Origin of the sequence: Planktotalea sp., assembly GCF_965659345.1 — a bacterium.
In the GTDB taxonomy this organism is placed as follows: Bacteria; Pseudomonadota; Alphaproteobacteria; order Rhodobacterales; family Rhodobacteraceae; genus Planktotalea.
Genome location: NZ_CBFHVK010000012.1, coordinates 60,611 through 87,032 on the forward strand (window position 1 = coordinate 60,611; position 26,422 = coordinate 87,032).

The following is a 26,422-nucleotide window of genomic DNA, read 5'->3' on the forward strand; positions in this document are numbered from 1 at the left end:
TGCCGTTTACGCAACTCTTACAATTTATGGATGAATTGCCGTAAAGCTTGCGGATAAATGCGATGTTCTTCAATCAAAACGCGCGCGGCAAGGGTTTCTGGCGAGTCAGTCTCAAGGATCGGAACCCGTGCTTGAGCTAGGATCGGACCATCATCAAGCTTTGCCGTCACCTCGTGCACAGTGCAACCCGCTTCATTGTCACCTGCTTCGATCGCGCGGGCGTGTGTGTGCAAGCCTTTGTATTTAGGGAGCAATGAGGGATGAATATTGAGCATGCGACCATCGTAGCGATCAATGAAATGCGATGTAAGAACACGCATAAACCCAGCAAGGCAGATAACATCGGCCTGAACAGCGTCGAGTTTTGCTATCAATGCATCCTCAAACGCTTCGCGGTCTTTACCGTATGGCTTGTGATCCACAAAATCACTCTGGACCCCAAGAGCTCGCGCTTTGGCAAGCCCACCTGCACCCGCAGAGTTGGCCAACACAAGAACCGGTTCCGCTGGATGATCGCCATCCATGCTTTCCAGCAGCTTCACCATATTAGATCCACCACCAGAAATCAGAACCGCAACGCGTGGCTTCAAAGCAGCGATCCTGTATAGCGTACCTCGCCTGTGTCGGTGACGTGACCAAGGCGTGTGACCGTCTCGCCCTCAGTCTCAAGCAGCTCAACAAGCGCATCAGCGCGCGTTGCGTCAACGCTGAGCACCATGCCGATGCCACAGTTAAAGGTCTTCAGCATTTCCGCTTCTGCGATATTGCCGGTTGTGGCCATCCATTTGAAAACAGGTGGTAAATCCCATGAATCCAGGTCAATCGCTATGCCATGCCCCTCTGCGAGAACGCGTGGAATATTCTCGGTCAAACCACCACCTGTTATATGAGCCAATGCATGAACACCGCCGGCACGTACAGCAGCCAAAGCCTGCGTCACATAAAGCCTTGTCGGTGTAAGCAGTGCTTCCCCCAAAGTGCCGTCTGCGAAAGGACACTCTGCGTCCCAGCCCAAACCAGATATGTCCACCAGTTTGCGCACAAGCGAATACCCATTGGAATGCACACCGTCAGACGCCAGCCCGAGCAAAACGTCCCCGACTTGAACGTCTGCTGGCAATTCCGCCCCACGTTCCATCGCGCCGACAGAGAAACCTGCAAGATCGAAGTCTCCATCAGGATACATGCCCGGCATTTCTGCAGTCTCACCACCGATCAGCGCGCAGTTAGAGCGCACACAACCCTCTGCGATGCCTTCAATGATCCGCGCGGCGGTGTCTGTTTCAAGATGCCCCGTCGCAAAATAATCCAAGAAAAACAACGGCTCCGCCCCTTGGCATACCAAATCATTGACGCACATCGCCACAAGATCAATACCAACGCCGTCTACATTGCCCGTATCGATGGCAATGCGTAGCTTGGTGCCGACACCATCCGTTGCACCAACCAAAATAGGGTCACTATACCCTGCCCCTTTAAGATCAAAAAGCGCGCCAAACCCACCAAGACCCGACATAACGCCAGGACGATTGGTGCGCTTCGCAGCCGGTTTGATCCGTTCCACAAGCGCGTTACCCGCGTCGATATCAACGCCTGCGTCTGCATATGTGATACCGTTTTTGCCGTGTGTCTCGCTCATGGAAGTCTCCGAGGTGTTCGCGTTGCGCATCGCCTACATTATAGTGTGCTGCGTTGCAATCTGCATGCTTGACGCGCCCGTGCCTTATGCTAATCAAAGGTCAAGGTAGGGCCTGTAGCTCAATTGGTTAGAGCAGCGTGCTCATAACGCGTTGGTTGCAGGTTCAAGTCCTGCCGGGCCTACCAGTTCTTCAATTGTTATTCGCAGATATTCTCTTTGATAAAACAATTGGATCCGATGCAGCCATCCCAGCCAGCATCTTTTGCAAGCTGAGACGTCTCACCGAATTTACCGTCAATCAATTTCACCGATTTGATCTTCTCGAATTTGAAAATACGCTTTGCTTCAAAATCACGCCCTTTGGTGCAGCCGCGAAATTGCCATCCATGCATGTAAAGACTGCCATTGTTGCCAATCGCCACCTGATGCACGTCAATCAAACGTGGTTTGCACCCTTTAGAGACGTCTTTGTCATAAACCATTTCTATGGTTCGACTGGTTGTTGCTGCTTCGCACAACTCTTTTTCGAATTTGCTTTGGGCCTGCGCCGTTGCTGGAATAAGCGCTAAAAAGAAAACTACTTTAGCCTTCAGCATGCCCACGCCCCTTAAATCCAGTCGCCACCACAAATTTCTCAGAACTATCCGAGCGTGAGCTTGGCGGCTTCATGTGAGCAACTTTTGTGAAGTTCTGCTTTAGCAATTTTTGCAGATCGCCCTCAGCTCCGCCCGCAAGGACTTTGGCGACAAAGGTGCCGCCTTCTGCCAAAACGTCGAAAGCAAAATAAGCTGCAGTTTCGCACAGATGCATGATGCGCAAATGGTCTGTTTGCTTGTGCCCAGAGGAAGATGCCGCCATGTCGGACATGACAACATCAGCTTCGCCACCTAGCCACTCTTTCACTTTATCGTCAGCACCTTCGTCGAGAAAATCAAGCAAGTGGAATTCTGCGCCTGCCATCGTCTCGACCTCTTGGATGTCTATGCCCAAAAGGGTGCCAACAGCTTTGCCGCTGCGATCCCCCAGCGCGTTGATGCGTGGCACAGCCACCTGACACCAGCCCCCCGGGGCACAGCCAAGGTCGACCACGCGCGCACCAGGCACGAGAAAACGGTATTTATCATCCAGTTCCATGATCTTGAATGCGGCACGTCCGCGATAGCCTTCGGCCTTGGCACGTTTGACATACGGGTCGTTGAGTTGGCGTTGCAGCCAAAGCGTCGACGACATGCGCCGCCCACGCGCGCTTTTCACCTTAACGGTTAAGTCCCGCTGCCCGCGTCCGGAATTGTTTTTGCCCGTTGGGGTCTTCGCCATGATCTTTACTCTTTCAAACGCCTGACTTCGGCGGGATTCGATTTTTGCCAGAAAAATCGCGCCCCCTTAATACACGCCGTCCTCCAAAACACCATCCGCACTCATTTGCGCATAGAGCAATCCTTCGCGCAGGCCGCGGTCTGCGACAGACAGTTGATCGGTTGGCCAGCATCGCAACAATGCTTGCAAGATTGCTGCCCCTGACATGATCAAAGCTTGGCGGTCTTGCCCGATCCTTGGGTCACGGCGCCGACCTGTCGGGCCCAGTTTGAGATACATTCGGATCACTTTATCAATTTCATCCGAGCTCATCCGCAGCCCATCCACCTTGTTGCGGTCATAGCGTTTCAGCCCAAGATGCGATGCTGCGACCGTTGTGACAGTGCCTGATGTTCCCACGATCTGAAAACCCTTCTTCGTTTGCTCGTCTTTATATGGAGCAAACTCAGCTAGGTGTTCTTCGAAATACCAGCTCATCAGCGCAAAGCGTGCGGCGTCGTCTTCGACATCGTCAAAGTGATCACGCAGCGTAGCAACGCCTAATGGGACTGAAATCCAGTCAATGACTTTTGCAGCAACATGTTTGTGGCTTACCTCATGAAACCCGGCATGTAATCGCATGATTGCTTTAGGGCGCTCTGGTGCTGGAACTGCGCTTAGATCTATCCAAACGAGCTCAGTCGAGCCACCGCCAATGTCGACAACCAAAAGCTGTTCAGTCTCTTTTGAGACCAACGGGGCACATGAAATAACGGCCAGTCGTGCCTCTTCTTCGGGTTTGATGATATCAAGCGTTAGTCCGGTCTCACGCGTGATTTGGCGCATAAATCCAGCACCATTGCCCGCACGACGACAGGCTTCTGTCGCCACCAGCCGCATACGCTTCACCTTGTGCCGCTTTAGTTTTTGCTGACAGATCCGCAATGCTTGGATCGTGCGTGCCATAGACGCGCGACTTAGCTTTCCTGTGCTTTCTAAACCTGCACCCAATTGCACAGACTTTGAAAAGCTATCAATCACATGAAACTGACTGCCCCTAGGTTGGGCAATCAACATGCGACAACTATTGGTACCCAAATCCAGCGCAGCGTAAAGCGCGTCAGACTTAGGCGGTTTCGGCGCAGGGCTCTCTACCGTCTTGGGGCCATCGAATGGGCCATTCTTCGGGAGTGCGCCCGCACCTTTGGGACGCTTGGGCGTCATTATACGCCCTCCGATGTATCGTGTTGTCCTCAGCCTACGCGCGCTTTTCATTCCTCGCAAGAGGCATGTGCATCACTTCGCTTTCATAAACTCCATGAATATTTTGAGCGGCTGTGGCTCTTGCGAGCGATGCTGCGTCGCAGCTAGGTTCACGAGATCACGAAGCGTCGCTGCGGTGCGTCGTTTTGTCGATTACAAACCCTGCGCGCGGCGCTCGGTGCAGTACGAGGGATTAAGAATGCAAAGCTCCATAAGGAATCAGCGATGCCAGATGTAACAGTGGTCTATTGGCGTGATATCCCTGCTCAGGTGATTGTGGGCAAAGGGCGTCGTGGCTCTAAACGCCAGCTCGAAGAGCGGTTTGAACAAGCGATTGATCGCGCCGCTATGAAAGTGAACGCGAAAGACGCGGACGCATATCTGGCGGAATGGCGCAAAGCCGATCCCTACCCTATGGACGGCGAGCCTGACGCAATTGTGGAAGCCGAAGCACTGCGCATTGAGGCTGAGTATGACAATGAGCGTTTGAAAGCGCTGATCGCAAAGGATGGTTGGGCGTAAGCGCGTTCAATCAATGATTTGATGGGTTTGGGAGACAAAATCATGGCCTTGTTGAATTTCAAAAAGAAAGCCGCGCCAGCGGATTTAAGCAATAGCGCAGAAGTAGAAGCGTTTTTGCAAGGCTACTCCATCGAAGTGATGCCACGCACCGCTGAAAAAGTAGAAGACTTTAGCGCGCTTTTGCCGACAGGCACACGCGTCTACATCGCTCACATCGAAGGCACGCCGATTGAAGACATGGTTGCCACCGCCGCACGTATCAAGCGCGAAGGCTATGATGTCATGCCGCATTTCCCAGCCCGCATTATCAAGGATGAAGCGGTTTTGGCGGATTGGATCGCTCGCTATCAAGGCGAAGCAGATGTAGACCAAGCGCTGTTGCTTGCAGGCGGCGTCGCAACGCCCCATGGTGATTTTCACAGCTCCATGCAGCTGATGGAAACCGGTCTTTTTGATAAAGCAGGTTTCAAACGTTTGCATGTCGCCGGTCACCCTGAGGGCAATAAAGACATTGATCCCAGTGGTTCTGATACGAACGTCATGGACGCCTTGCGCTGGAAGCAGTCGTTCAACGAGCGCACTGATGCAGATATGGCGCTTGCAACACAGTTTGCTTTTGAAGCAGGCCCAATCATCGAATGGGCTGACGCGATAAAAGCTGCGGGCATCGATATTCCGATCCACATCGGTATCGCGGGTCCGGCAAAGCTTCAAACGTTGATCAAATTCGCTATCGCCTGCGGTGTTGGACCGTCTTTGAAGGTTCTTCAAAAGCGCGCGATGGATGTGACCAAGCTCTTGTTGCCATACGAGCCCACCGAAGTTTTGGCCGAGCTTGCCGCGCATAAAGCTGCAAACCCTGACTTTAACATCGAAAAAGTACACTTCTTCCCACTTGGCGGCATCAAAACCAATGCCAACTGGGCCATCGACAATGGCGGTGCCTCGGCCCGTCCCGCAAACGCTTCCTAAGGATCGAAATACATGACGCGCACTGTAATTGAGTCTAAAACGAAAACGGCCATCATGGGCTTTGATCAGCCGTTCTGCGTTATTGGCGAGCGGATCAACCCCACGGGACGCAAGATCCTGAACGAAGAGCTAGAGCGCGGCGATTTCTCCCGCGTTGAAGCAGATGCGATTGCGCAGGTTGCGGCAGGTGCGAACATCCTCGACATCAACTCGGGCGCTGTGTTTTCAGGCAAAATGGCCGAAGACCCGCGCTATGCGGACAACAACTTTGTTGAGCCGACGTTGATGCGTCAGTTGATCGAAGTCGTGCAAAAGGTCACCGATTGCCCGCTGTGCATCGACAGCTCCGTCCCTGGTGCGTTGGAGCAAGGTTTGGCTGCGGCTGAAGGGCGTCCATTGTTGAACTCCGTGACGGGCGAAGAAGAACGCCTGGAGATGGTTTTGCCTTTGGTGAAAAAATACAACGTCCCCGTTGTCGCGATTTCTAACGATGACACAGGCATTTCCGAAGACCCTGATGTGCGTTTCGCGGTTGCCAAGAAGATCGTTGAACGGGCAGCTGATTTTGGCATCCCAGCGCATGATATTGTCGTTGATCCGCTCGTGATGCCGATCGGTGCGATGGGGACTGCGGGCTTGCAGGTCTTTACGCTGGTGCGTCGTTTGCGCGAAGAATTGGGTGTGAACACGACCTGCGGTGCGTCCAACATTTCCTTTGGCCTGCCGAACCGTCATGGCATCAACAATGCGTTTTTGCCAATGGCAATGGCGGCGGGCATGACGTCAGCAATTATGAACCCTGTTGCACTGGCGACCGGCCCTAAGAAAATCGCTGAAAAACGCGCAGAGGTTGAAGCCGCTGGTATCGATTTGCCCGAAGGCATGGATGATGAAGCGTTTTGTCAGATGTTTGGGATCGGTTCGACTAAGCCACGTTCTGGCAAGGAAATGGAAGCCATTCGTGCCGCGAACTTCCTCACCAACAACGATGAAGGTGGTGGCGAGTGGATCAAAGCCAACAAAATCGCGCCTAAAGCAGGGCAAGAAGGGCGTGGCCGTGCGGGTCGCACAGGTGGACGCCGTCGCGCATAACATGTTAAAACAATGATGAAAAAAGGGTGTCGCCAATGAATGGCGGCACCCTTTTTTTTGTGAGCCATCAAATTGGTTAAATGTCACCTGTAGTGCAGTGAGATACCGTTCTTAAAGATTTGAACTTTTTCTGGCACAGCACTCAAAGCAATAGTCTTGCCGCGTAGATCTTTATGCGTCCCCGGCAGTTTGCCAAGGACAGCATTCTCTATGCCTTCGCTTTCAAAATAAAGCAGTGTCACCTCACCAAGCGCCTCAACAAAATCAACTTTTCCTTGATAGATGAAGTCGCCACTTGCTTCTGTCAGATCTTCAGGACGCACACCAATGTTGACCTGAGCGCCCATATCAGCCGCAACACTTGGCGCGTTCGACAAAGCAACGCCGCCGCCGTCCAGCTCAACTTTCGTGACGCTACCTGTCTCAACAATCTTTCCCGGCAGCAAATTCATCGCGGGTGATCCGATAAATTGCGCGACAAACTCGTTCTCTGGCCGCTCGTATAGCTCTAAAGGCGTGCCAACTTGAGCAATGCCTTTGTTCGCCAAAACCACAATCCGTGTTGCAAGCGTCATCGCTTCGACCTGATCATGGGTTACATAGATCATTGTGCTGTCTGGCATCTGCTCTTTGAGCTGCGCAATCTCGATCCGCGTTGCAACACGCAAAGCAGCATCTAGGTTAGAAAGCGGCTCATCAAAGAGATACACCTTGGGATCACGCACAATCGAGCGACCAATCGCAACGCGCTGACGCTGACCACCTGACAAAGCTTTAGGCAAGCGATCCAGATACTCTGTCAGTTGCAACTTATCAGCGGCTGCCGTGATCGCCTTGTCAATCTCAGCTGGTGTTTTCTTGGCCAGTTTCAGCGCAAAAGCCATATTTTCGCGCACAGTCATATGCGGATAAAGGGCGTAGCTTTGGAACACCATCGCGATACCACGTTGGCTGGGCGGAACATTATTCACCACCTGCCCTTCGATTTCCAATGTGCCGCCTGTGATCTTTTCCAGTCCGGCAATCATCCGCAAAAGCGTTGATTTACCACATCCAGATGGGCCAACGAAAACAATCAGTTCGCCGGTTTTGATGTCGAGATTGATGTTCTTAAGTACATCAACTGAACCGCCATAAGTTTTAGCAACATCTGTAAGTTTCAGGTCGGCCATGTGCTGTCCTTTCGGAAATATCTTATCTAAGAGACTTTACGCAAAATTGCGGCTGTCCAAGGGTCGAGTATAAAGGTGGCGGAGGCTGGCTCAATGCCGCCAACGTCTTTTGCGATAGAGGTCCACTCGCCCGCTGGAAGCGTGGCGTTGTTTTCATCATTGGACATATTGAAGATGCAAAGCACGTTTTCGCCGTCAAATGAGCGCTCAAAGCTCAGCACATCGCCCGTCGCCGTGAGATTTGTCATATCGCCTTTTGCGAAAACGGGATGATCTGCGCGCAATTTAATGGCGCGGCGATAGTGGTGCAGCAATGCGGTGTCGTCATCTTCCTGTTGGGCAACGCTTAGCGGTAGGTGATTGCTAGACACGGGAAGCCAAGGTTTGCTGTCGCTAAAACCGCCTGTGTCGTTGGATTTTGACCAAACCATTGGTGTGCGGCAGCCATCGCGGCCTTTAAACTCTGGCCAGAACTCAATGCCATAGGGATCTTGGAGATCTTCGAACGCAACATCAGCTTCGCCTAGACCAAGTTCCTCGCCTTGATAGATACAGGCAGAGCCGCGCATGCACATCATAAGCGTCGTCATCAAACGCAAGCTCGCATCGCCCATATCCCAGCGCGTGACATGGCGCTTAACATCATGGTTTGAAAACGCCCATGTGGCCCAACCATCTGGCGCTGTTTCATCAAGACGTGTCAAAACATCACGCACAAGGCTTGCTGTAGGTCGATCATTCGCGAGAAATTCAAATGCGTAGCACATCTGCATAAGGTCATCACCAGCAGTGTATTCCCCCAAAAGCTCAAGACCAAATTGCGCGTCTCCCACCTCACCAACGGCAGCGGCATTGAAAGGCTCCATCACGGCACGCAAACGGCGCAGAAACGCGAGGTTCTCTGGCTGGTTTTTGTCGTATTTATGGTTCTGGTGATTATAGGGATTCACCGAGGGGGCAATTGTCGAGTTTCGCAAGTGCTTTTCAAGCGGCGGGTTTGAGCGCAGTTGCTTGTCATGCACATAGAAGTTGATCGTATCAAGACGGAACCCATCGACGCCCCGTTCAAGCCAGAAACGCGCAACATCAAGAAGTGCGTCTTGCACATCCATATTGTGAAAGTTCAGATCTGGCTGGGAGGATAGGAAATTGTGCAAGAAATACTGCTCGCGTCGTGCATCCCACTGCCACGCAGAGCCACCAAAAATCGACAACCAGTTGTTGGGTGGCGTGCCGTCCGGATTTGGCTCTGACCAGACGTACCAATCCGACTTAGCATTGTCGGTGCTTGCACGGCTCTCAACAAACCAAGGGTGTTGATCCGATGTGTGGCTCAACACGAGGTCGATCATCACCCGTACGCCGAGCTCATGAGCGCGGCTGACCAATGCGTCGAAGTCTGCAAGCGTGCCGAACATTGGGTCAACATCGCAATAGTTCGAGACGTCATAGCCAAAGTCCTTCATGGGTGACGTAAAGAAGGGTGAAATCCAAACCGCATCCACACCAAGCGAGGCGATATGCGGCAACCGCTGCGTGATGCCACGTAGGTCACCGACGCCATCCCCTGTGCTGTCTTGAAAACTGCGAGGGTAAACCTGGTAGATAACCGCACCACGCCACCAGTCTTTATCGACATCTAGCAAAGTTGACGCGGGAGTGGATGTCATTGCATTCATATTTTGGTCTCGTTGAGTAAGAGTAGGTATAGACAGGAGCCGGCACCATTTTGGCGCGCGGCGTTTATTTTACAGAACCGGCGAGCAAGCCACGTACAAGATACTTTTGCATCGCAAAGAACATCGCCAGCGGCACAGCAATCGACACGAACGCCGCTGTTGCCAGAATTTCCCAATTACCGCCACGTGTGCCAAGCAATTCGACAATTTGGTTGGTCATCACGGTGGTCTGCCCCGTTGCATCAATTAGGAACACTTTGGCGACGAGCAGATCATTCCAAGTCCACAAGAACTGAAAGATCGCGAAACTGGCCAATGCAGGGAAGCTCAGAGGCAGGATGATCTTGGTAAAGATCTGAAACTCGGTAGCCCCGTCAACACGCGCATTCTCAATAATGTCGCGCGGCAAGGAAACCATGTAATTTCGCAGCAAATATATGGCAAGCGGTAAGCCAAAGCCCGTATGGGCCAACCATGTCCCTAAATAGCCTTTGCCGATGCCAATTCCCAAATGCAACTTGAGAAGCGGAATAAGCGCCAATTGCAGCGGTACAACCAACAATCCAACAACGAAGGCGACTAGGATCGCGCGTGCAGGAAATTCCATCCAAGCCAAGGCGTAAGCTGCAAACGCCGCAATCACGATGGGAATAATTGTTGCCGGTATGGTGACTGTGAGCGTGTTGAAAAAGGCCTTTGCCATGCCCTCAAGGTTGTTTTCATCAAAAAGCATGAGCCGGTAATTGTCGAACGTGAACTTCGGCGGTGTTTCGGCCGTGACGAAGATACGTGAGCCGCGCGCCCCTGTCAGCGCTTCTGCGCTCTCAAGGCGGTAAGCACCGTCAATTTCTACCGTCACCTTTGCGCCATTGCGAAGCTCAACAGTATCGCCCGGAACGTTTGTATCAATTGCGCGCGAAGAAACGCCCCAAACACTGATCTCTGCCTCAACGCCCTCTTCGAAAAGCTGGCCTTGGACGACGAAAAGATTGCCCTCTTGGACCATTGCGTCAGGCGCCGCGGTACGCAGTGTTACGCTTTGCTCTGTCGGGAAAAGTGATTTCCACCAAGCAGAGCTCGCGATCTGATCTGTGGTGCGAAATGACGACACAAACAAACCGACAGTCGGAAAGAGCCACAACAACACCAACGCGAGAACGGAAATATGTACCAGCCACGTAAGGGATGATTTGCTACCTGCAATGTTATCCATCTTCTGGTCCTCCTATCGCATTTCTTGGCGCACATTGCGCACGTTCCAGATCAAGATCGGCATGACCAAGATCATAATAACGATGGCCGCTGCAGACCCGACGCCCCAATCGTTCGACCGGAACAGTTTGTCGAACATGTAATTTGCCAAAACTTGGGTTTGCCACTGACCGTTTGTCATGGCGAATACGATATCAAAGACCTTAAGCACGGTGAGCGTGATCGTTGTCCAGACCACCACAATCGTCCCTTTGATCTGCGGGATCTTGATTTTGAAGAAGATCTGGAAAGGGTTTGCACCATCCACAATCGCCGCTTCGATGGTTTCCTCTGGGATACCGCGCAAAGCAGCGGACAGGATCACCATCGCAAAGCCTGTTTGGATCCAGACCAGAACGATCATCAACAAGAAGCTGTTCCAAATCGGGATTGTCAGCCATTGCTGTGGGTCATTGCCTGAAAAATAGACGTAAATCGCGTTCAGCACACCAATCTGTTCAGCACCTGGTGGACGCGCGTCATAGACGAGCTTCCAGATCACAGCGGCGCCAACAAACGAAATAGCCATTGGCATGAAGATAAGCGATTTCGCGATGCTGCCCCAACCAATTCGGTCAGTCAGTTGCGCGGCAAGCAGGCCGAAGGCCGTGGACATTGCAGGCACAACGATAAGCCATAGCATGTTGTTGCCAAGGGCTTCCCAGAACTTGGGTTCCGCCATCACCTGTGAGTAATTCGCGAGGCCCACAAAGTCATACACTGTAGAGCCATCGGGTTGCGTCACGCGCTCTGTCAAAGACAAGCGGATCGTCTCAAGTACAGGGTATGCAAGATAAATGCTAAGCGCAGCGAGCGCAGGAAATAAGAAAAGCCATGGGCGAATGATATTGGCGCGGTTTATGTTGCGCCCTGCATTCTTGCCGCGTGGCGGGTAAATAAAGGTATCTAATACGTAGTTGGAGAGCCAAAAGTAACCGACGCAACCGCCGACACCCATAATGATTGTCACAAGACCAAGAAGTGCTGGATGCATTATGTCGTCCTCCCCCGAAAACAAGAACCTGCCCGCTGATCGCGGACAGGCTTTTGATATTTAACGCTTACTTCAAAGCGTCCCAAGACTGCTGGATCGCGGTTGCAACTTCGCCAGCGTCTTTGCCGCCTGCGTAGTCAACCATGCCTGTCCAGAAAGATCCTGCACCTACGCCGCCTGGCATCAGGTCAGACCCGTCAAAGCGGAACGTTGTTGCGTTCAGCAAGATGTCGTTCATCTTTGCAGTTGCTGCATCAGAGAACTTGGAGCTGTCTACGCCTTTGTGTGGTGTCAAGAAACCACCCATCGCCATCCACGTCTCATGCGCTTCTGGTGTCTGGAGATACTCTATCAACGCGTGTGCGCCTTCGCTCTCGTTGGTGATGCCCCAAACTGTACCCGCGCCCAGAACAGGTGCGCCAAGGTCCTTGCCTGCATAGGCTGGGAAGTAGAAGAAGTCTGCGTCTGCGCCAACTTCTGTACCCTCAGGGAAGAATGCTGGAATGAAGCTCGCCTGACGGTGCATGTAGCATTGTGGTGGGCTCGAGAAGAGACCTTTCGGGCTGTCACGGAAGTCAGTGGACGCAACCGCGCCTGCACCACCAGCAACATAGGCATCATTGCGTGCGAACGCGCCGAATTCTTCGATTGCCGCAACGACTTTAGGGTCGTCGAACTTCATTTCGTTGGAGACCCAAGCATCATAGTCAGCTGGGGATTGTGTGCGCAGCATCAGGTCTTCAACCCAATCCGTCGCTGGCCAACCTGTTGCACCACCTGAACCCAGACCGATGCACCAAGGTGTGCCACCATCTGCAACGATTTGGTCTGTGAGTGCTTTCAGCTCTTCCATGGATGCCGGGATATCGTAACCCGCATCTTCGAAGTTCTCAGGTGAATACCAAACGAGTGATTTCACGTCGACTTTGTAGAAGAAACCGTATAGGCTGTCGGATCCATCGGCACCTGCATATGTGCCAAGATCAACCCAAGACTGACCAGCGGCGTAGTTATCAACAACCCAGTCGCCAACGCCGTCTTTCAAAGGTGTCAGGAAACCGCGTGCGGCCATATCAGCTGCAAGACCCGGCTGCGGGAACACCGCGATGTTGGGCGCAGAACCCGCTTCGGCATCAACCATGATCTGCTGCTCAAAGCTGTCAGAACCAACGTAGCGCACATCAGCGCCTGTCTTTTCAGCGAAACCTGCCAGTACTTTTTCAACCGTCTCCTGGTCAGGCCCAAGCCATGGACCGAACACAGTGATCTGCTCGCCAGCGAGGTGCCCATCGGCAGACGCCAAACCAGCTGTCAAAGCAAGCGCACCAGCGCCTGCAAACAAATACTTCTTCATGAATGTTCTCCCAAACAAACGTCCGCAAATTAACCGGACTTTCCACCATGCGCCCAAAGCGCTTTGATAAGCCGTAGCATTGCGAAAAAAGTACAAGTGTCAAGCTTTAACCTGAGGTTCTTATCAAAGATTTGTATAACATGACCAAAGCTATCATAATAAATTTGGTCTTTGACGAAGCGCCCTCTTCGTGTCTATCAAAGAGAAATTGAAAGCGCTTTGGGTACTTAAGTTGCGGATAGGTTAGGAAGTATAGGTGAATTTAAAAGAGCTCTCCGAAATTTTAGGCCTATCTCAGACCACGGTGAGTCGTGCGCTGAACGGCTATCCTGAAGTGTCAGAAGCCACGCGTCTGCGCGTGCAGCAAATGGCACGGGAAAACAACTACAGCCCGAATGCACGTGCGCGTGGTCTAGCCACGGGGCGTGCAAGCGCAATCGGCCATGTGATTCCGATTGGACAACGTCATGAGATGGTGAATCCGATTTTTGGTGACTTCATCGCTGGTGTTGGCGAAGTCTATGCCCGCGAAGGGTTCGACCTCATCATGTCTGTGGTTTCAGCTGAAGAGGAAATGAATGCATATAGCAATCTAAGCGCACGCAGTTCTGTCGACGGGGTTTTGTTGCACGCCCCTTTGATGACTGATCCTCGCATTGCTTTGTTGCGTGATCTGAAGATGCCTTTTGTGGTGCATGGTCGTGCGTCTAACGAAGAGCAACCTTATTCATGGCTCGATGTGAACAACACATCAGCATTTCGCCGAGCAACGAATTTTCTGATGGACCTCGGTCACACGCGGGTTGCCTTGGTTAATGGTTTGGAAACGATGGATTTCGCTTTTCGGCGCCGCGAGGGGTATGTGGCGGCACTCACAGAACGCGGCATTGGCATTGATCCAGATCTGATGCGCTCAGACGAAATGACAGAAGACTTCGGATATCACACTGCAAAAGAGTTTCTTGCGCGTGACGTGGCACCATCTGCATTTCTTGCAGCCTCTATGATCTGTGCTTTCGGCATTCGCCGCGCTATTGAAGAACGTGGTCTTGCAATGGGCAAAGACGTTTCGGTTGTAACGTTTGACGATGACCTGAGCTACCTCGCCAATGGTCAGAATGTCCCCATTTTCACGGCGACGCGCTCTTCAGTGCGCACCGCCGGTGTGCGCTTGGCAGAAATGCTGTTGCGCCAGATTCAAAACCCGAATGCCCCGCCTGAAACAGAATTGCTCGAGGCGGAACTGATAGCAGGCCAATCAACTGGCCCCTACAAGGACTAAAACATGAAGAAGTTTAATCTTGGCCGCTCCGATTTTCCGGATGGCTTTTTATTTGGCTCTGCGACCTCATCTTATCAGATCGAAGGTCACGGGTTTGGCGGCGCCGGACGCACCCATTGGGATGATTTTGCGGCCACACCGGGCAATGTCGTGCGCGCAGAGCATGGTCAGCTCGCATGCGATCATTATCATCGCTTTGAAGAAGACCTAGATCTCATCGCCGCCGCTGGCCTTGATGCCTATCGTTTCTCTATCTCTTGGGCGCGGGTGATGCCCGACGGGCGTAGCGCGATAAATGCCGAGGGGCTCGATTTTTATGATCGGTTGACCGATGCTATGCTAGAGCGCGGTTTGAAACCTTGCGCCACGCTTTATCACTGGGAACTCCCTTCTGCGCTTGCGGATTTAGGGGGATGGCGCAATGGCGATATCGCGCAGTGGTTTGGCGATTACACGGATGTGGTCATGGGCAAACTTGGTGATCGCATGCACTCTGTTGCGCCGATCAATGAGCCATGGTGCGTTGGCTGGCTGTCTCACTTTCTAGGGCATCACGCGCCGGGTTTGCGCGACATTCGCGCCACTGCGCGTGCGATGCATCATGTGCTCTTGTCCCATGGCACCGCGATAGAGCGGATGCGCGCATTGGGAATGAACAACCTTGGTGGCGTGTTTAACTTTGAATATGCGCACCCTGTGGATGAGACCCCCGAAGCGATTGAAGCAGCGGCGCTTTATGATGAATATTATAACCACTTCTTTCTAAGTGGCATTTTTAAAGGCACTTACCCTACCCGTGTTCTGCAAGCATTCGAACCACATCTTCCAGATGGGTGGCATGATGATTTCAAAACCATCCAAGCCCCTATCGATTGGGTTGGTCTGAATTATTACACGTGCAAACGTATTGCGCCGAATCGGGCTGCTTGGCCGTCCCATGATGAAGTCGAGGGACCTTTGCCAAAAACGCAGATGGGCTGGGAAATCTACCCCGATGGTCTGCATCACTTCCTGACACGCATCAAGGACATGTATTCAGGTGACTTGCCACTGATCGTTACAGAAAACGGGCTCGCCAATGCGGATGTTCTGACGGACGGTGCTGTTTCTGACCCCGAACGCATTTCCTACGTAGATCAACATTTGCACGCCGTTCAGCGTGCTATTCAGGACGGCGCACCCGTTCAAGGCTACTTCTTATGGTCGCTGATGGATAACTATGAATGGGCGCTGGGCTATGAAAAACGCTTTGGTGCCGTACACGTAGATTTTGATACTCTGGTACGCACGCCAAAAGCATCCTACTATGCACTACAAGACGCCTTGCGCCGCTAGCGCAACTATTTATTGAGCACCTTATGACAACAAATGCCCCCCTTATCCTTGCCGCAGACATTGGCGGCACGAACACACGTGTCGCTTTGCTGGATGCAACATCACTGCGCGCGCAAACCGTGACGCGGTATCAAAACGCGAAATCTAGCGGCCTTGAGGACATCTTGCGTCACTATATGGATGCACAGGGCGCAAAGCCTGACGCAGTCAGTCTGGCGCTTGCCGGACCTATCGAGAATGGCTCTGGTCGTTTAACCAATTTGGACTGGGCAATCGATACCGCGAGCGCGAGTGCCGCCACCGATGGTGCGATGGGGGTTTTACTGAACGATCTACAAGCTCAGGGACGCGCGCTGCCCTTTTTGGCCCCTCAATCGCTGAAAGGTGTTCAAACGGGCGATCCAAGTTCAAACGAAGCGACGTGCTTGATGATCGGCATTGGCACTGGATTGAATGTTGCACCTGTGCACCGCGTTGGTGGGCAAACGTATGTGCCTGCCGCAGAGGCAGGTCATATCAGTTTTTCCGCTCGTGACGCAGCGCTTGGCGCCTTTGAGAAAGATCTGGAGGGTCGTCTAGGGCATGTCGCTGCGGAAGATATCATGTCAGGCCGCGGGCTAGAACGTGCCTACCGCCATGTCACAGGGCATGATTTGGCGGCATCTGACGTAATGGCGCTTTGCGGACAGAGCGACAAAGACGCGGACACTGCTGTTGGCCTGCTTGTGCGGGCACTTGGGCATTTTTGCGGTGACATGGCTCTTGCGCATTTACCGCTTGGCGGCATCTACTTGGTTGGTGGCGTCGCGCGTGCGCTGCTGCCGTTCATGGACAAGCACGGCTTTCTCAGCTGCTTCGCTGACAAAGGTCGTTTTTCTGGGTTTATGGGCCAATTTCCGATTTCGGTGGTCGAAGACGACTACGCGGCATTGGTGGGTGCAGCCTCTTATGCACAAGAGCGTCTTAACGTGCGTTAAGAGCCCTTTTGGTTTGCGACAAAAGTGCCTATGCTTCGCGCTAGGTAAACCTTGGGGGCGATCATGTCAGATTCGATAGATTACGGACATCTCATGCACAACGCGATGCGTGGTTTGATAAAGACCGTGCTCGAGGACGTCAGAGATCACGGCCTGCCTGGTGAACACCACTTTTTCATCACCTTTGACACCACTCATCCTGATGTGGAGGTCGCAGATTGGTTGCGTGAGCGTTATCCTGCAGAAATGACTGTTGTCGTGCAGCATTGGTTCGACAATCTTGATATTCGGGACGATGGTTTCTCGATCACGTTGAATTTCGGTGATGCGCCTGAACCGCTCAACATTCCGTTTGATGCATTGCGCACATTTGTTGACCCTTCAGTAGAATTCGGATTACGTTTTGAAGCAGAAGACGACGATGAAGACGACCTTGGCCTACATTCTGTAGACGACGAAGCACACATCGACGCACAGCCTGCCGCTCAAAAGCCAGAGCCGGAAGAAAAGCCGAAGAAAGACGCAGACGTTGTGTCTTTGGATGCATTTCGCAAATAAGCTTTCGCTTTTCACGTTTCTCCAATTGCAAAAGCGGTTGGTTTTGACCTAAACGGCATGCAACTGTATACCAAAATTCCCCCTGATCCACGCACAGGAGACGACCATGTCCAACACGCGCACAGAAACCGACAGTTTTGGCCCTCTTGAAGTTCCTTCAGATAAATACTGGGGCGCACAAACACAGCGATCTTTGATGAACTTTCCGATTGGTTGGGAAAAACAACCTGTCGCCATCGTACGTGCGCTGGGCGTGATCAAGAAAGCCTGCGCTATGGCCAACAAGGCCTCGGGCGATTTGGACCCTAAGTTGGCAGATGCAATCATTGAAGCCGCTGGTGAAGTGATTGAGGGCAAGTTTGACGACAACTTCCCGCTGGTCGTTTGGCAAACAGGATCTGGCACGCAATCCAACATGAACTCCAACGAAGTCATTGCAAATCGCGCAATTGAGATCTTGGGCGGCGTGATTGGTTCCAAGGACCCCGTGCATCCAAATGATCACTGCAATATGGGCCAATCGTCCAACGATACTTTCCCCACGGCAATGCACATTGCCTCTGCAATGATGGTGCGCGATACGCTGTTGCCCGGTTTGCAGCAGTTGCTTGCTGGTTTGGATGCCAAGGCGGAAGAATTCAAAGACATCATCAAGATCGGCCGGACCCACACCCAAGACGCAACGCCTTTGACGCTCGGACAAGAGTTCTCAGGCTATGCACATCAAATCCGCCAAGGCATCGCGCGTATTGAAGCCACAATGCCAGGCATTTACGAGCTTGCTCAAGGCGGTACCGCTGTGGGCACAGGGTTGAACACAAAACATGGTTGGGGCGAAACTGTCGCAGCGCATATGGCCGATATCACTGGCCTGCCCTTCGTCACGGCGCCCAACAAGTTTGAAGCGCTGGCTGCACATGATGCAATGGTCTTCACCTCTGGTGCGATCGCAAGTGTTGCCGGCGCCTGCTACAAAATCGCCAACGACATGCGTTTCTTGGGCTCTGGTCCGCGTTCTGGCCTTGGTGAGTTGATCTTGCCAGAAAATGAGCCAGGCTCCTCCATTATGCCAGGCAAAGTAAACCCGACACAGGCGGAAGCCCTCACTCAGGTTGCTGCTCATGTGATGGGTAATGATGCTGCGATCAAATTCGCAGGTTCACAAGGCCATTTCGAGCTGAATGTTTACAACCCAATGATGAGTTATAACCTGTTGCAATCCATGCAACTTTTGGGCGACGCCGCATCAAGCTTTACCGAGCGTATGCTCAACGGCACGAAAGCAAACGAGCCACGTATCGACAAATTGATGAAAGAAAGCTTGATGCTGGTCACCGCATTGGCTCCGACAATCGGGTATGACAACGCAACAAAGGTAGCCAAGACAGCGCATAAGAATGGCACGACCCTGAAGGAAGAAGCGATCGCTATGGGTTTTGTCGACGCTGAAACATTTGAACGTGTCGTGCGTCCAGAAGACATGATCGGCCCAAAATAATGGGTAAGCCGGTCAATCTTAACCGGTTCAAAAAACAAAAAGCGCGGGCTGAAGAAAAAGCCCGCGCAGACAATAACGCAGCTGTTCACGGGTTGAGTAAAGCGCAGCGGGAATTGGCGAAAGCCAAACGAGAGCAGAAAAACCGCTTGCTCGATGGTTTGAAACGCCAAGATGACTAATTAAGAGTGTCATCAAAATATCGCCGTATTTGTAAGTGATAAAGTGTCGAATCTAATAGGTCCGAGCTGTCAGAATGTCCGAGAACGAGAGATACAACGAAATTTCACGCGCCGAGCTGATCGCGATCAGACAAGCGCGTCGTTATCTCAAACGCAACGATGGCACCCTCGCTCGGATTTTGAATGCCTATAACAGCGCGCGTGAAAACGGCAACCAACTTGGATTCTTACCAGAAAGATGATGCAGCGCCCTCAAAAACGTTCCCTTACACTAAAAGGCCACCGCACGTCGGTGTCTTTGGAAGATGCATTTTGGGATGCGTTTCGCGATATTGCGCAGGATAAAGGGCGTGCTATCAATGATCTCGCGGCAGAGATCGATGCGATCCGCGGAACCGATTGCGGGTTGGCCTCAGCCATTCGTCTCTACGTTTTGGATCATTGCAAACCAAGCTAGCCTTTAGACATTGTTAAGTCTGTTGCTGATATTGCGGTCTTATGTATTTAAAACCGTCCCCTCTTTCTGCGAAACTTTGGATGCGCAACGTATTTGCGTCAAAAACCGCTATGGATGGGGGTGTGGTGCGACGCAAATCTTCTGATGTTGCGCGTATCGTGGGGCGCGAACGCTTCCTAGACGAAATTGAACGACGTGGGTTTCGCGCACTCGAAAACAGTGGGCAGATCATCGTTATCTGCAATACAGATCCAATTCGAATGCTGCGCTAAAAGTCTTTTTGCAAAAAGACTTCACAAGGCCCTTTGCAAAGGGCCTTTCTACCGCTCTTCAATTTTTAAGTAGATCCCATCCTTTGAGCGTACGGTTAGATGTGCCACAGGTTCTGGAGGCGCGCGATCTGTCAAAGACACTCGATACTGCTTTAAAATCATCGAAAGTAATAAAACCCCTTCGATTAAAGCAAACCCCGCTCCGGGACAAACGCGGCTCCCCGCAGAGAATGGCACATAAGCATCACGCATGCAGGTCTTGCCGTTTTCAGTATTCCATCGATTGGGGTTAAACCCATCAGGGTTGTCCCAAAGCCGCTCATGGCGATGCAGATGCCACGCACTTACGACCACCTGACTCCCGGTTCGCACGTCACGCTCACGGAACTCTTCCGGGCACGTGTTCTGCCGGACCATCATAGGAACCGGCGGATACAAACGCAGTGCTTCGCGGAACACATCACGACTTATACGCAGCTTTGAGATAGCCGAAAATTCTTTGACCAAACCCGCTTGTGCTTCGTCTGCGACCTTGTCCTGCCACTTGGGGAACATCGCCATCAAATACAAAGCCCACGCCAAAGCGGATGCGCTGGTCTCATGTCCCGCAAGGAAAAAGATCGAGACTTGATCAACCATTTCTTCAGCTGTGAATTTCTCCCCCGACAGCGGATCTGTCGTTGTCATGATTTTGGTGGCAAGATCATCAGGCGCTGTGCCCGCAGCAATCTGTGCGTGCCGCTCGGTCGTCAACTGTGTGATCGCTGAGCGGATTTTTGTCGCCGATCCACGTGTTGCAGAGCGAAAAAAGCGTGGCATCCAACGCGGCAGCGGCAAAACTGCTGCAAGGTTTAACAAAGGCTGTGAACGCTGGTAGCGGTGAAATTCGCGAAACATCTCTGCTGCAATTTCGTTTTCGATCGGGATTGAAAAAAGTGTGCGGAAAATGACATCGGCCGTTGCGTGGCTTGTGTGTTGCTCGACTTCAATCTCACGCCCCACGCTTGGCGCGAGACGCTTCACAGCCCCTTCGGCAGCGGCCCACATAGATGGGAAAGTTTCGCGCAATCGTCCGCCTTCAAATGCCGGATCGATGATACGGCGTTGTCGCTTCCAAAGCTCACCGTTGGTTAAAAACACGCCATCGCCAAGCAAAGGACGTAACCCTTCACTGACGCGGCCGCTTTTGGGGAAATCATCAGGCCGCTCTTTCAGAACGAGCTTCACCAATTCGGGTTGATTGATCAGGTACGAGCTAAAGAACGGCGTTCGAAATTCTGCCATCCACGCGCGATAAAGCCTTGCGGGCTGCGCAGACAAAATGTCTTTGCGAAAGAGTTTGGCGTATTGGCGCAGGCTCACCTTTTCCGCGCGCGCCTTTGGTTTGGGGGGCAAGAGCGGTGTTGTCATGGCGTGACACGATTGTAGCGGTTTACAGGGGTTTCTATTCTGCTCTTTGAGGCTGGGCGCCCTTCATAGCGCTCGATCAGCGTTTTGGGGCCTGCCGTGATCTGGAAGTAATCATAGTCTTTTGGGCGATCAAAAGCGCATAAATATTGAAAGTGTAACCTGAAAAAGCGCCGCTTGAGCGCGTTCCACCGTTCTGGACTAAGCGTTTGTGTAAAGGCCGCGGAAAACACCAATGGCTGTGATTTGTCAGCTGGTGCGACGCCGCTTACGCTTACAGGATCACACAATGCAAAAGCACAACCATCGCCCGGCGCGGTCACATCCACCCAGAAAGGGGTCTCTTGGGATGCGAGAAATGACAAATCTGCGCGCAATCGCCATGCATCTGGCAAGAAAGAAACCATCGGCACGACTTGACCGAGCGTCAGGAAGCTAAGAGTTGGCCCACTGTCTCGCACGCGCCCTGCTCTAACCAGATCGGCCAAAACGGACACGCCCAAATGCGCCCCTGATGAATGGCCAACGACAAGCACCTCATCCGCATCCGATGCCAAAGCGTCGGATATTCGCGCGACAAAATCTGACATGCGCTTTTCTAGCTCTAGTGGGTTCGCACCATTGGTTCTGGCCGAATAAGCATAGTCATGCATCAGATAATAGGCGAAGAACTTGTTGTCCTTTCGCCGAAACCATTCCAGCACCCCATACGCGGCGCCGGCACCTACGGCCCAGCCAAGCATCACAGCAAAAGGCCCCGACAGCAGGAGTTGTGCCAATTGGGCAATCCCATAGGCCACCAGCCACGCGAGAAATGCCTGTAACAATAAGAAACCAACAGGGTAAAGTGCCGCGATGACGGGCCCTTTGCGCAGCCTCATCAAACGCCACAGCGCACCAGACCCGATGTAGGTCCAAGCGGTGCGCGTCATGACACCATAGGTCGCTGCGATGCCCATGTTCATACTGGTCTTCACAAGATCGGCCCAATAAAGCACTTCGATTTCAGTCTCAACATCAGCGCCATCAATAGACGCGCTCACATGCCAACCATAAGGCCCTTTGCCCTGCTTTGGCTTAAGCCCGATATCGTAGCCTGATATTTCGCTCTGTAGCGCACTTTCTTTGCGATATAGCTCGCGGTAGCGTCGCGGATGAAACGGATCATAACCGGGGATGTAGAACACCAACCGCTTTCTCACCGATTTGTCCTGATCACTCATACTGCGCGCACCTTTTTGCCTAACATCCGCATAGCAGCGCTATTTGGCAAGAGTATGACTTAACCGAGTGTTGAGAGTGCTGGAAATGTCTCAAGCAACCAAAATGCAAAAAGCGAGAAAGCTCCGGTGATCATCGCCAAGCCTACAGCGATCAACAAGATGCCAGAAACCTTTTCGATCAGCCCCATGTGCTGTTTGAGCTTGCTCATGACCCCCATCGCGCGATCAATAAAGAACGCGGCCAACAAAAAAGGAATGCCAAGGCCTAGTGCGTAAACGCCAAGCAATGTCGTGCCACGTGCAACGTCTGCCTCAGATGCGGCAAGCGACAATATTGCGCCAAGCTGCGGGCCGATGCAGGGCGTCCAGCCAAATGCGAACGCAAGGCCAAGCACATAAGCTCCAAAAGCACTGCCCCCTCGGTCCCCGGCATCTAGCCGTGCTTCGCGATCCAGAAATCCAATCCGGAAAACGCCCAGAAAATGAAGTCCGAAAATGATTATGACGACCCCTGCAATGCGACCGAAAAGCACTTGGTTTTGCAAGAAAAACGCACCGAATACCGACGCCGTAAATCCAAGAAGCAAAAAGATCGTCGATAGCCCCATAACAAAAAAGAGCGCGGCAATCCCTGTTTGGCGACGCGCGGCGCGGGTGCCTTGCATCTCTGGTAGCGATACGCCGCTCATAAACGCCAGATACGGCGGAACAATGGGCAGCACGCATGGGCTGAGGAAGGAAATGACCCCGGCCAACAAGGCCACGATCATGGCAGGTGCGAGGCCTGCGGATATGATGTCGATTCCAAACATGTGCTCACTTAGCCTGAGCGCAACCATGAAGCAAAGTCACAACAGTGTCACAAGGGCGTGGACAGTGTGTCACATCAGACCTAAATGAACGTAATGCGATATGATCTTGATGCCACCGACTTGCTTTGCCCCTTGCCTGTATTGAAGGCGCGCAAGCGTTTGCAGCCTTTAAATGCGGGTGATCTTCTTGAGATGCGCGCGAATGATCCTGCGGCAATTGTTGATGTCCCACATTTTTGTGCTGAAGCAGGACATGCATTGGTTGAGACCCGCGAAGACGGCGACGTGCAGGTTTATCTGATCCGCAAAGGCGGTTGATGAAATAAAAAACGCCGCATCCTTAGACGCGGCGTTTTAATTTTATCTATAGGATTGGCCTACTTCCCAAGCGACCACCAACCGCGCCGCTTTGGCTTGCTTGGCTCTACCGAAGCCAGAACTTCCGGCTCTTTTGCAGGCTCAGGCGCTGACTCAACAGCTGAGGCCACTTGAAGGTCCGCTTGCGGTTCAGGCTGAGGATCTGGCGTGGTGTCTACCGTTTCCACTGCAACAGGCGCCGTTTCAGCGTCCACAGGGGCCGCTGCAGCTTCGACAACAGCCTCAACAGAAGTTGTTTCTACGGCTGCGACCTTCGGCTTGCGTGCCCGTGGTTTGCGCTTGGGCTTTTCTGCCACTGGCTCTGCTGCCACTTCTTCTGCAGGTGCTTCAGCAACTGTTTCGGCCTCAGCCGCCGCTTCTGGTGCTGCTTCGCCCTCTGTCGCCTCATCGGCTTTCGGTTTCGCACGGCTACGCGAGCGTCTGACACGCTTAGGCTTTTCCGCTGTCTCTGCTTCACTCTCAGAGGATTCGGCAGCTACAGGTGCCGCGCCAGCATCGGCATCGGCGTCGGCGTCTGCTGGTGTTTCAGCAGTTCCTTCAGATGCAGCATTCTCCTCGGATTGCTGTGCATCAGCACCACCGTTGTTGTTTTTCTTACCACCACGACGACGGCGACGACGACGCTTCTTAGGCTTGTCCTCACCTTCGCCCTCAGCCGCACTTGGCGCGGTGTTTTCGCTTGCTGGAGCTTCATCCTCATCAAAGGGTGCTTCATCCTCATCGACTTGATCCATGATAGACGTATCAACCGAAACAACATGTGCTGATGGCTCTGGCACGACGCGTGTCGCTGTTTTGAACTTCTCAAGTGCGAAATCAGGGCTGACCAAATGGACATCCGCCTCAATACGCACGGACAGACCATACCGCATTTCGATTTGGGCAATGTGTTCGCGCTTCTGGTTCATCAAATAGTTTGCGATTGGCACAGGCGCACGCACGAGAACCTCGCGAGAACGACGGCGCACGCCTTCTTCTTCGATCTGGCGCAAAATGCTGAGCGCCATGTTATCATCAGAGCGGATCAAACCCGTACCATGGCACGATGGGCACGGTGCAGTCGTCGCCTCAATCATTCCAGGACGCAGACGCTGGCGCGACATTTCCATCAGACCGAAGCCAGAGATCCGACCGACTTGAATGCGCGCACGATCTGACTTCAGCTTATCCTTCATGCGCTTTTCGACGGCCGCATTATTTTTGCGCTCGTCCATGTCGATGAAGTCGATGACGATCAGGCCGGCAAGGTCACGCAGACGCAATTGGCGCGCCACTTCTTCCGCTGCTTCAAGGTTGGTCTTTGTCGCTGTATCCTCGATCGAGCCTTCTTTGGTCGCACGACCAGAGTTTACGTCAATCGCAACAAGCGCTTCTGTGACACCGATCACGATGTAACCACCAGATTTCAGTTGCACCGTGGGATTAAACATCCCGGCCAGGTAGCTTTCCACCTGATACCGCGCGAACAGCGGCATGGATTCAGCATATAGCTTCACGTTTTTCGCGTGCGACGGCATGATCATTTTCATGAAGTCTTTCGCGATACGATACCCGCGCTCACCTTCAACAAACACCTCGTCGATGTCGCGATTATAAAGATCGCGGATCGAGCGTTTGATCAGATCACCTTCCTCATAAATCTTCGCAGGTGCGATCGATTTGAGGGTCAGCTCGCGGATTTGCTCCCATAGGCGCTGTAGGTACTCATAATCGCGTTTTATTTCTGTCTTGGTGCGCTTGGCACCCGCCGTCCGGACGATCAAACCAGCGCCTTGAGGCACTTCAATTTCGTTCGCTATCTCTTTGAGTTTCTTGCGATCTACGGCGTTGGTGATCTTGCGGGAAATGCCACCACCGCGTGCAGTATTGGGCATCAAAACGCAGTAACGACCTGCGAGCGAAAGATATGTAGTGAGCGCCGCGCCTTTGTTGCCACGCTCTTCTTTAACGACCTGCACCAAGAGAATTTGGCGTACTTTGACAACTTCTTGAATCTTGTAGCGACGCGGACGTGGCTTACGTGGTGGGCGAATGTCCTCCACGTCATCATCATCGGCAACGGATTCGATGTTCTCGTCACGCTGTGTCGCCTTTTTGGCCTTACGCGCGTGATCGTCTTCAACTTCATCTTCATCGCTTTGAGCGGCGGCAACGATTTCGTCAGATGGAACCGCAGCGTCTGCGTCAACTTCACGCGCAGCATCTTCAGCCGCTTCTGTGACTTCGACTGCAACTTCATCTGTTGCAGGCGTCTCAACGGGCGTTTCCGCAACCGTTTCCATCGGGGAAGATCCCTCTGGCGTTGCTTCTGTGGCATCCTCGCCCAGATCAATCGTCTCCATACCAGCAATATCGCTGGTCGGCGCATTTTCTGGCGTCTCTACTTCTTTGCTGACAACCGCATCATCAGAAGATGCGTCTGCTGCCTTGGTAGATGAACGCCGGCGCGAACGGCGCGGCTTGGGCTTGTCTTGTTCTTCATCACGCTGACGCTGGCTTTCTGCATACGCGCGCTCTTCTTCCATCAGGGCCTCACGGTCCGCGACAGGAATCTGATAATAGTCAGGATGAATCTCTGAAAACGCGAGAAAACCATGACGGTTCCCGCCATAATCAACGAAGGCCGCCTGTAGCGACGGCTCTACGCGTGTGACTTTTGCAAGATAGATGTTGCCAGCAAGCTGGCGTTTATTTTCGGATTCAAAGTCAAATTCCTCAACCTTGTTTCCGTCGACCACCACAACGCGGGTTTCTTCCGCGTGGGTGGCATCGATAAGCATTTTCTTAGCCATGGTATCCGTTTGCGCCCG

Annotated in this window: 27 protein-coding genes and 1 tRNA gene; 14 read left to right on the forward strand and 14 right to left on the reverse strand. The window is 52.7% G+C overall.

Going from position 1 to position 26,422, the window contains the following annotated elements; genetic code table 11:
- Nucleotides 1-17: 17 nt before the first annotated feature.
- Entirely contained in the window at nt 18-590 is a 573-nt protein-coding gene (purN, locus tag ACTG3Z_RS11345) for a phosphoribosylglycinamide formyltransferase (RefSeq protein WP_439143180.1), read from the reverse strand.
- Entirely contained in the window at nt 587-1,639 is a 1,053-nt protein-coding gene (purM, locus tag ACTG3Z_RS11350) for a phosphoribosylformylglycinamidine cyclo-ligase (RefSeq protein WP_439143181.1), read from the reverse strand. Before purM ends, purN begins: the two co-directional genes overlap by 4 nt.
- A gap of 108 nt (nt 1,640-1,747) precedes the next feature.
- Between purM and ACTG3Z_RS11355 the strand changes: the two genes are divergently transcribed.
- A tRNA-Ile gene (locus ACTG3Z_RS11355) sits at nt 1,748-1,824 on the forward strand.
- A 12-nt stretch (nt 1,825-1,836) separates the two neighbouring features.
- Here ACTG3Z_RS11355 and ACTG3Z_RS11360 read toward each other — a convergent pair.
- The 3 genes from ACTG3Z_RS11360 to ACTG3Z_RS11370 all read right to left on the reverse strand — a co-directional run bounded on the left by ACTG3Z_RS11360 (nt 1,837) and on the right by ACTG3Z_RS11370 (nt 4,159).
- Nucleotides 1,837-2,235 (reverse strand): WYL domain-containing protein, encoded by a 399-nt coding sequence (locus ACTG3Z_RS11360; protein ID WP_439143182.1) that lies wholly within the window; start codon nt 2,233-2,235, stop codon nt 1,837-1,839.
- Nucleotides 2,222-2,956 (reverse strand): RlmE family RNA methyltransferase, encoded by a 735-nt coding sequence (locus tag ACTG3Z_RS11365; protein WP_439143183.1) that lies wholly within the window; start codon nt 2,954-2,956, stop codon nt 2,222-2,224. The genes ACTG3Z_RS11360 and ACTG3Z_RS11365 overlap by 14 nt, the downstream gene beginning before the upstream one ends.
- Nucleotides 2,957-3,022: 66 nt before the next feature.
- Nucleotides 3,023-4,159 carry a Ppx/GppA phosphatase family protein gene (locus tag ACTG3Z_RS11370; protein ID WP_439143184.1) on the reverse strand — a complete coding sequence of 379 codons (1,137 nt, stop codon included), beginning with the start codon at nt 4,157-4,159 and terminating at the stop codon, nt 3,023-3,025.
- A gap of 264 nt (nt 4,160-4,423) precedes the next feature.
- Here ACTG3Z_RS11370 and ACTG3Z_RS11375 point away from each other — a divergent pair, with 264 nt between their 5' ends.
- The 3 genes from ACTG3Z_RS11375 to ACTG3Z_RS11385 are packed head-to-tail and all read left to right on the forward strand — an operon-like array spanning nt 4,424 to nt 6,784.
- Nucleotides 4,424-4,720, forward strand: coding sequence for a virulence factor (locus ACTG3Z_RS11375; RefSeq protein ID WP_439143185.1), 297 nt, complete (start codon nt 4,424-4,426; stop codon nt 4,718-4,720).
- A 42-nt stretch (nt 4,721-4,762) separates the two neighbouring features.
- Nucleotides 4,763-5,692, forward strand: coding sequence for a methylenetetrahydrofolate reductase (locus ACTG3Z_RS11380; protein WP_439143186.1), 930 nt, complete (start codon nt 4,763-4,765; stop codon nt 5,690-5,692).
- A 12-nt stretch (nt 5,693-5,704) separates the two neighbouring features.
- Nucleotides 5,705-6,784 carry a methyltetrahydrofolate cobalamin methyltransferase gene (locus ACTG3Z_RS11385; RefSeq protein WP_439143187.1) on the forward strand — a complete coding sequence of 360 codons (1,080 nt, stop codon included), beginning with the start codon at nt 5,705-5,707 and terminating at the stop codon, nt 6,782-6,784.
- Nucleotides 6,785-6,867: 83 nt separating this feature from the next.
- Here the strand turns inward: ACTG3Z_RS11385 and ACTG3Z_RS11390 are convergent, their stop codons facing one another.
- The 5 genes from ACTG3Z_RS11390 to ACTG3Z_RS11410 all read right to left on the reverse strand — a co-directional run bounded on the left by ACTG3Z_RS11390 (nt 6,868) and on the right by ACTG3Z_RS11410 (nt 13,234).
- On the reverse strand, nt 6,868-7,956 hold the full coding sequence (locus tag ACTG3Z_RS11390; RefSeq protein WP_375266231.1) for an ABC transporter ATP-binding protein: 1,089 nt from the start codon (nt 7,954-7,956) through the stop codon (nt 6,868-6,870).
- A gap of 26 nt (nt 7,957-7,982) precedes the next feature.
- The gene (locus tag ACTG3Z_RS11395) at nt 7,983-9,635 is read right to left on the reverse strand and encodes an alpha-amylase family glycosyl hydrolase (protein ID WP_439143188.1); all 1,653 of its coding nucleotides are present in this window, start codon (nt 9,633-9,635) and stop codon (nt 7,983-7,985) included.
- Nucleotides 9,636-9,699: 64 nt separating this feature from the next.
- Nucleotides 9,700-10,848, reverse strand: a complete 1,149-nt coding sequence (locus tag ACTG3Z_RS11400) for a carbohydrate ABC transporter permease (RefSeq protein ID WP_439143189.1) — start codon at nt 10,846-10,848, stop codon at nt 9,700-9,702.
- A gap of 12 nt (nt 10,849-10,860) precedes the next feature.
- Nucleotides 10,861-11,880, reverse strand: coding sequence for a carbohydrate ABC transporter permease (locus ACTG3Z_RS11405; RefSeq protein WP_439143190.1), 1,020 nt, complete (start codon nt 11,878-11,880; stop codon nt 10,861-10,863).
- A gap of 67 nt (nt 11,881-11,947) precedes the next feature.
- Complete coding sequence (locus ACTG3Z_RS11410; protein ID WP_439143191.1) at nt 11,948-13,234, reverse strand: ABC transporter substrate-binding protein; 1,287 nt, start codon at nt 13,232-13,234, stop codon at nt 11,948-11,950.
- A 256-nt stretch (nt 13,235-13,490) separates the two neighbouring features.
- On the opposite strand from ACTG3Z_RS11410, the gene ACTG3Z_RS11415 reads away from it, so the two are divergent.
- The 9 genes from ACTG3Z_RS11415 (at nt 13,491) to ACTG3Z_RS11455 (ending at nt 19,792) form a co-directional block, all read left to right on the forward strand.
- Nucleotides 13,491-14,516, forward strand: a complete 1,026-nt coding sequence (locus ACTG3Z_RS11415) for a substrate-binding domain-containing protein (protein ID WP_439143192.1) — start codon at nt 13,491-13,493, stop codon at nt 14,514-14,516.
- 3 nt (nt 14,517-14,519) lie between these two features.
- Complete coding sequence (locus ACTG3Z_RS11420; RefSeq protein WP_439143193.1) at nt 14,520-15,851, forward strand: GH1 family beta-glucosidase; 1,332 nt, start codon at nt 14,520-14,522, stop codon at nt 15,849-15,851.
- A gap of 23 nt (nt 15,852-15,874) precedes the next feature.
- On the forward strand, nt 15,875-16,828 hold the full coding sequence (locus ACTG3Z_RS11425; RefSeq protein WP_439143194.1) for an ROK family protein: 954 nt from the start codon (nt 15,875-15,877) through the stop codon (nt 16,826-16,828).
- A gap of 63 nt (nt 16,829-16,891) precedes the next feature.
- Entirely contained in the window at nt 16,892-17,386 is a 495-nt protein-coding gene (locus tag ACTG3Z_RS11430; RefSeq protein ID WP_439143195.1) for an SspB family protein, read from the forward strand.
- 106 nt (nt 17,387-17,492) lie between these two features.
- Entirely contained in the window at nt 17,493-18,884 is a 1,392-nt protein-coding gene (gene fumC / locus ACTG3Z_RS11435; protein ID WP_439143196.1) for a class II fumarate hydratase, read from the forward strand.
- Entirely contained in the window at nt 18,884-19,063 is a 180-nt protein-coding gene (locus ACTG3Z_RS11440) for a DUF4169 family protein (protein ID WP_439143197.1), read from the forward strand. The genes fumC and ACTG3Z_RS11440 overlap by 1 nt, the downstream gene beginning before the upstream one ends.
- Nucleotides 19,064-19,137: 74 nt before the next feature.
- Nucleotides 19,138-19,305 carry a hypothetical protein gene (locus ACTG3Z_RS11445; RefSeq protein ID WP_439143198.1) on the forward strand — a complete coding sequence of 56 codons (168 nt, stop codon included), beginning with the start codon at nt 19,138-19,140 and terminating at the stop codon, nt 19,303-19,305.
- Nucleotides 19,302-19,520: a ribbon-helix-helix domain-containing protein gene (locus ACTG3Z_RS11450; RefSeq protein WP_375266243.1), complete on the forward strand. Its 219-nt coding sequence runs from the start codon at nt 19,302-19,304 to the stop codon at nt 19,518-19,520. The genes ACTG3Z_RS11445 and ACTG3Z_RS11450 overlap by 4 nt, the downstream gene beginning before the upstream one ends.
- 80 nt (nt 19,521-19,600) lie before the next feature.
- Nucleotides 19,601-19,792: a hypothetical protein gene (locus ACTG3Z_RS11455; RefSeq protein ID WP_375266244.1), complete on the forward strand. Its 192-nt coding sequence runs from the start codon at nt 19,601-19,603 to the stop codon at nt 19,790-19,792.
- A 48-nt stretch (nt 19,793-19,840) separates the two neighbouring features.
- On the opposite strand, the gene ACTG3Z_RS11460 is transcribed toward ACTG3Z_RS11455, so the two are convergent.
- The 3 genes from ACTG3Z_RS11460 to ACTG3Z_RS11470 are packed head-to-tail and all read right to left on the reverse strand — an operon-like array spanning nt 19,841 to nt 23,234.
- Nucleotides 19,841-21,202 carry a cytochrome P450 gene (locus ACTG3Z_RS11460; RefSeq protein WP_439143199.1) on the reverse strand — a complete coding sequence of 454 codons (1,362 nt, stop codon included), beginning with the start codon at nt 21,200-21,202 and terminating at the stop codon, nt 19,841-19,843.
- Nucleotides 21,199-22,422 carry a hypothetical protein gene (locus tag ACTG3Z_RS11465; RefSeq protein ID WP_439143200.1) on the reverse strand — a complete coding sequence of 408 codons (1,224 nt, stop codon included), beginning with the start codon at nt 22,420-22,422 and terminating at the stop codon, nt 21,199-21,201. The genes ACTG3Z_RS11460 and ACTG3Z_RS11465 overlap by 4 nt, the downstream gene beginning before the upstream one ends.
- A gap of 59 nt (nt 22,423-22,481) precedes the next feature.
- Nucleotides 22,482-23,234 carry a cytochrome c biogenesis CcdA family protein gene (locus ACTG3Z_RS11470; protein WP_439143201.1) on the reverse strand — a complete coding sequence of 251 codons (753 nt, stop codon included), beginning with the start codon at nt 23,232-23,234 and terminating at the stop codon, nt 22,482-22,484.
- Between the two features lie 84 nt (nt 23,235-23,318).
- Between ACTG3Z_RS11470 and ACTG3Z_RS11475 the strand changes: the two genes are divergently transcribed.
- Nucleotides 23,319-23,552, forward strand: a complete 234-nt coding sequence (locus ACTG3Z_RS11475) for a sulfurtransferase TusA family protein (protein WP_439143202.1) — start codon at nt 23,319-23,321, stop codon at nt 23,550-23,552.
- A 59-nt stretch (nt 23,553-23,611) separates the two neighbouring features.
- Here ACTG3Z_RS11475 and ACTG3Z_RS11480 read toward each other — a convergent pair whose 3' ends face one another.
- Entirely contained in the window at nt 23,612-26,404 is a 2,793-nt protein-coding gene (locus ACTG3Z_RS11480) for an Rne/Rng family ribonuclease (RefSeq protein ID WP_439143203.1), read from the reverse strand.
- Nucleotides 26,405-26,422: the final 18 nt, after the last annotated feature.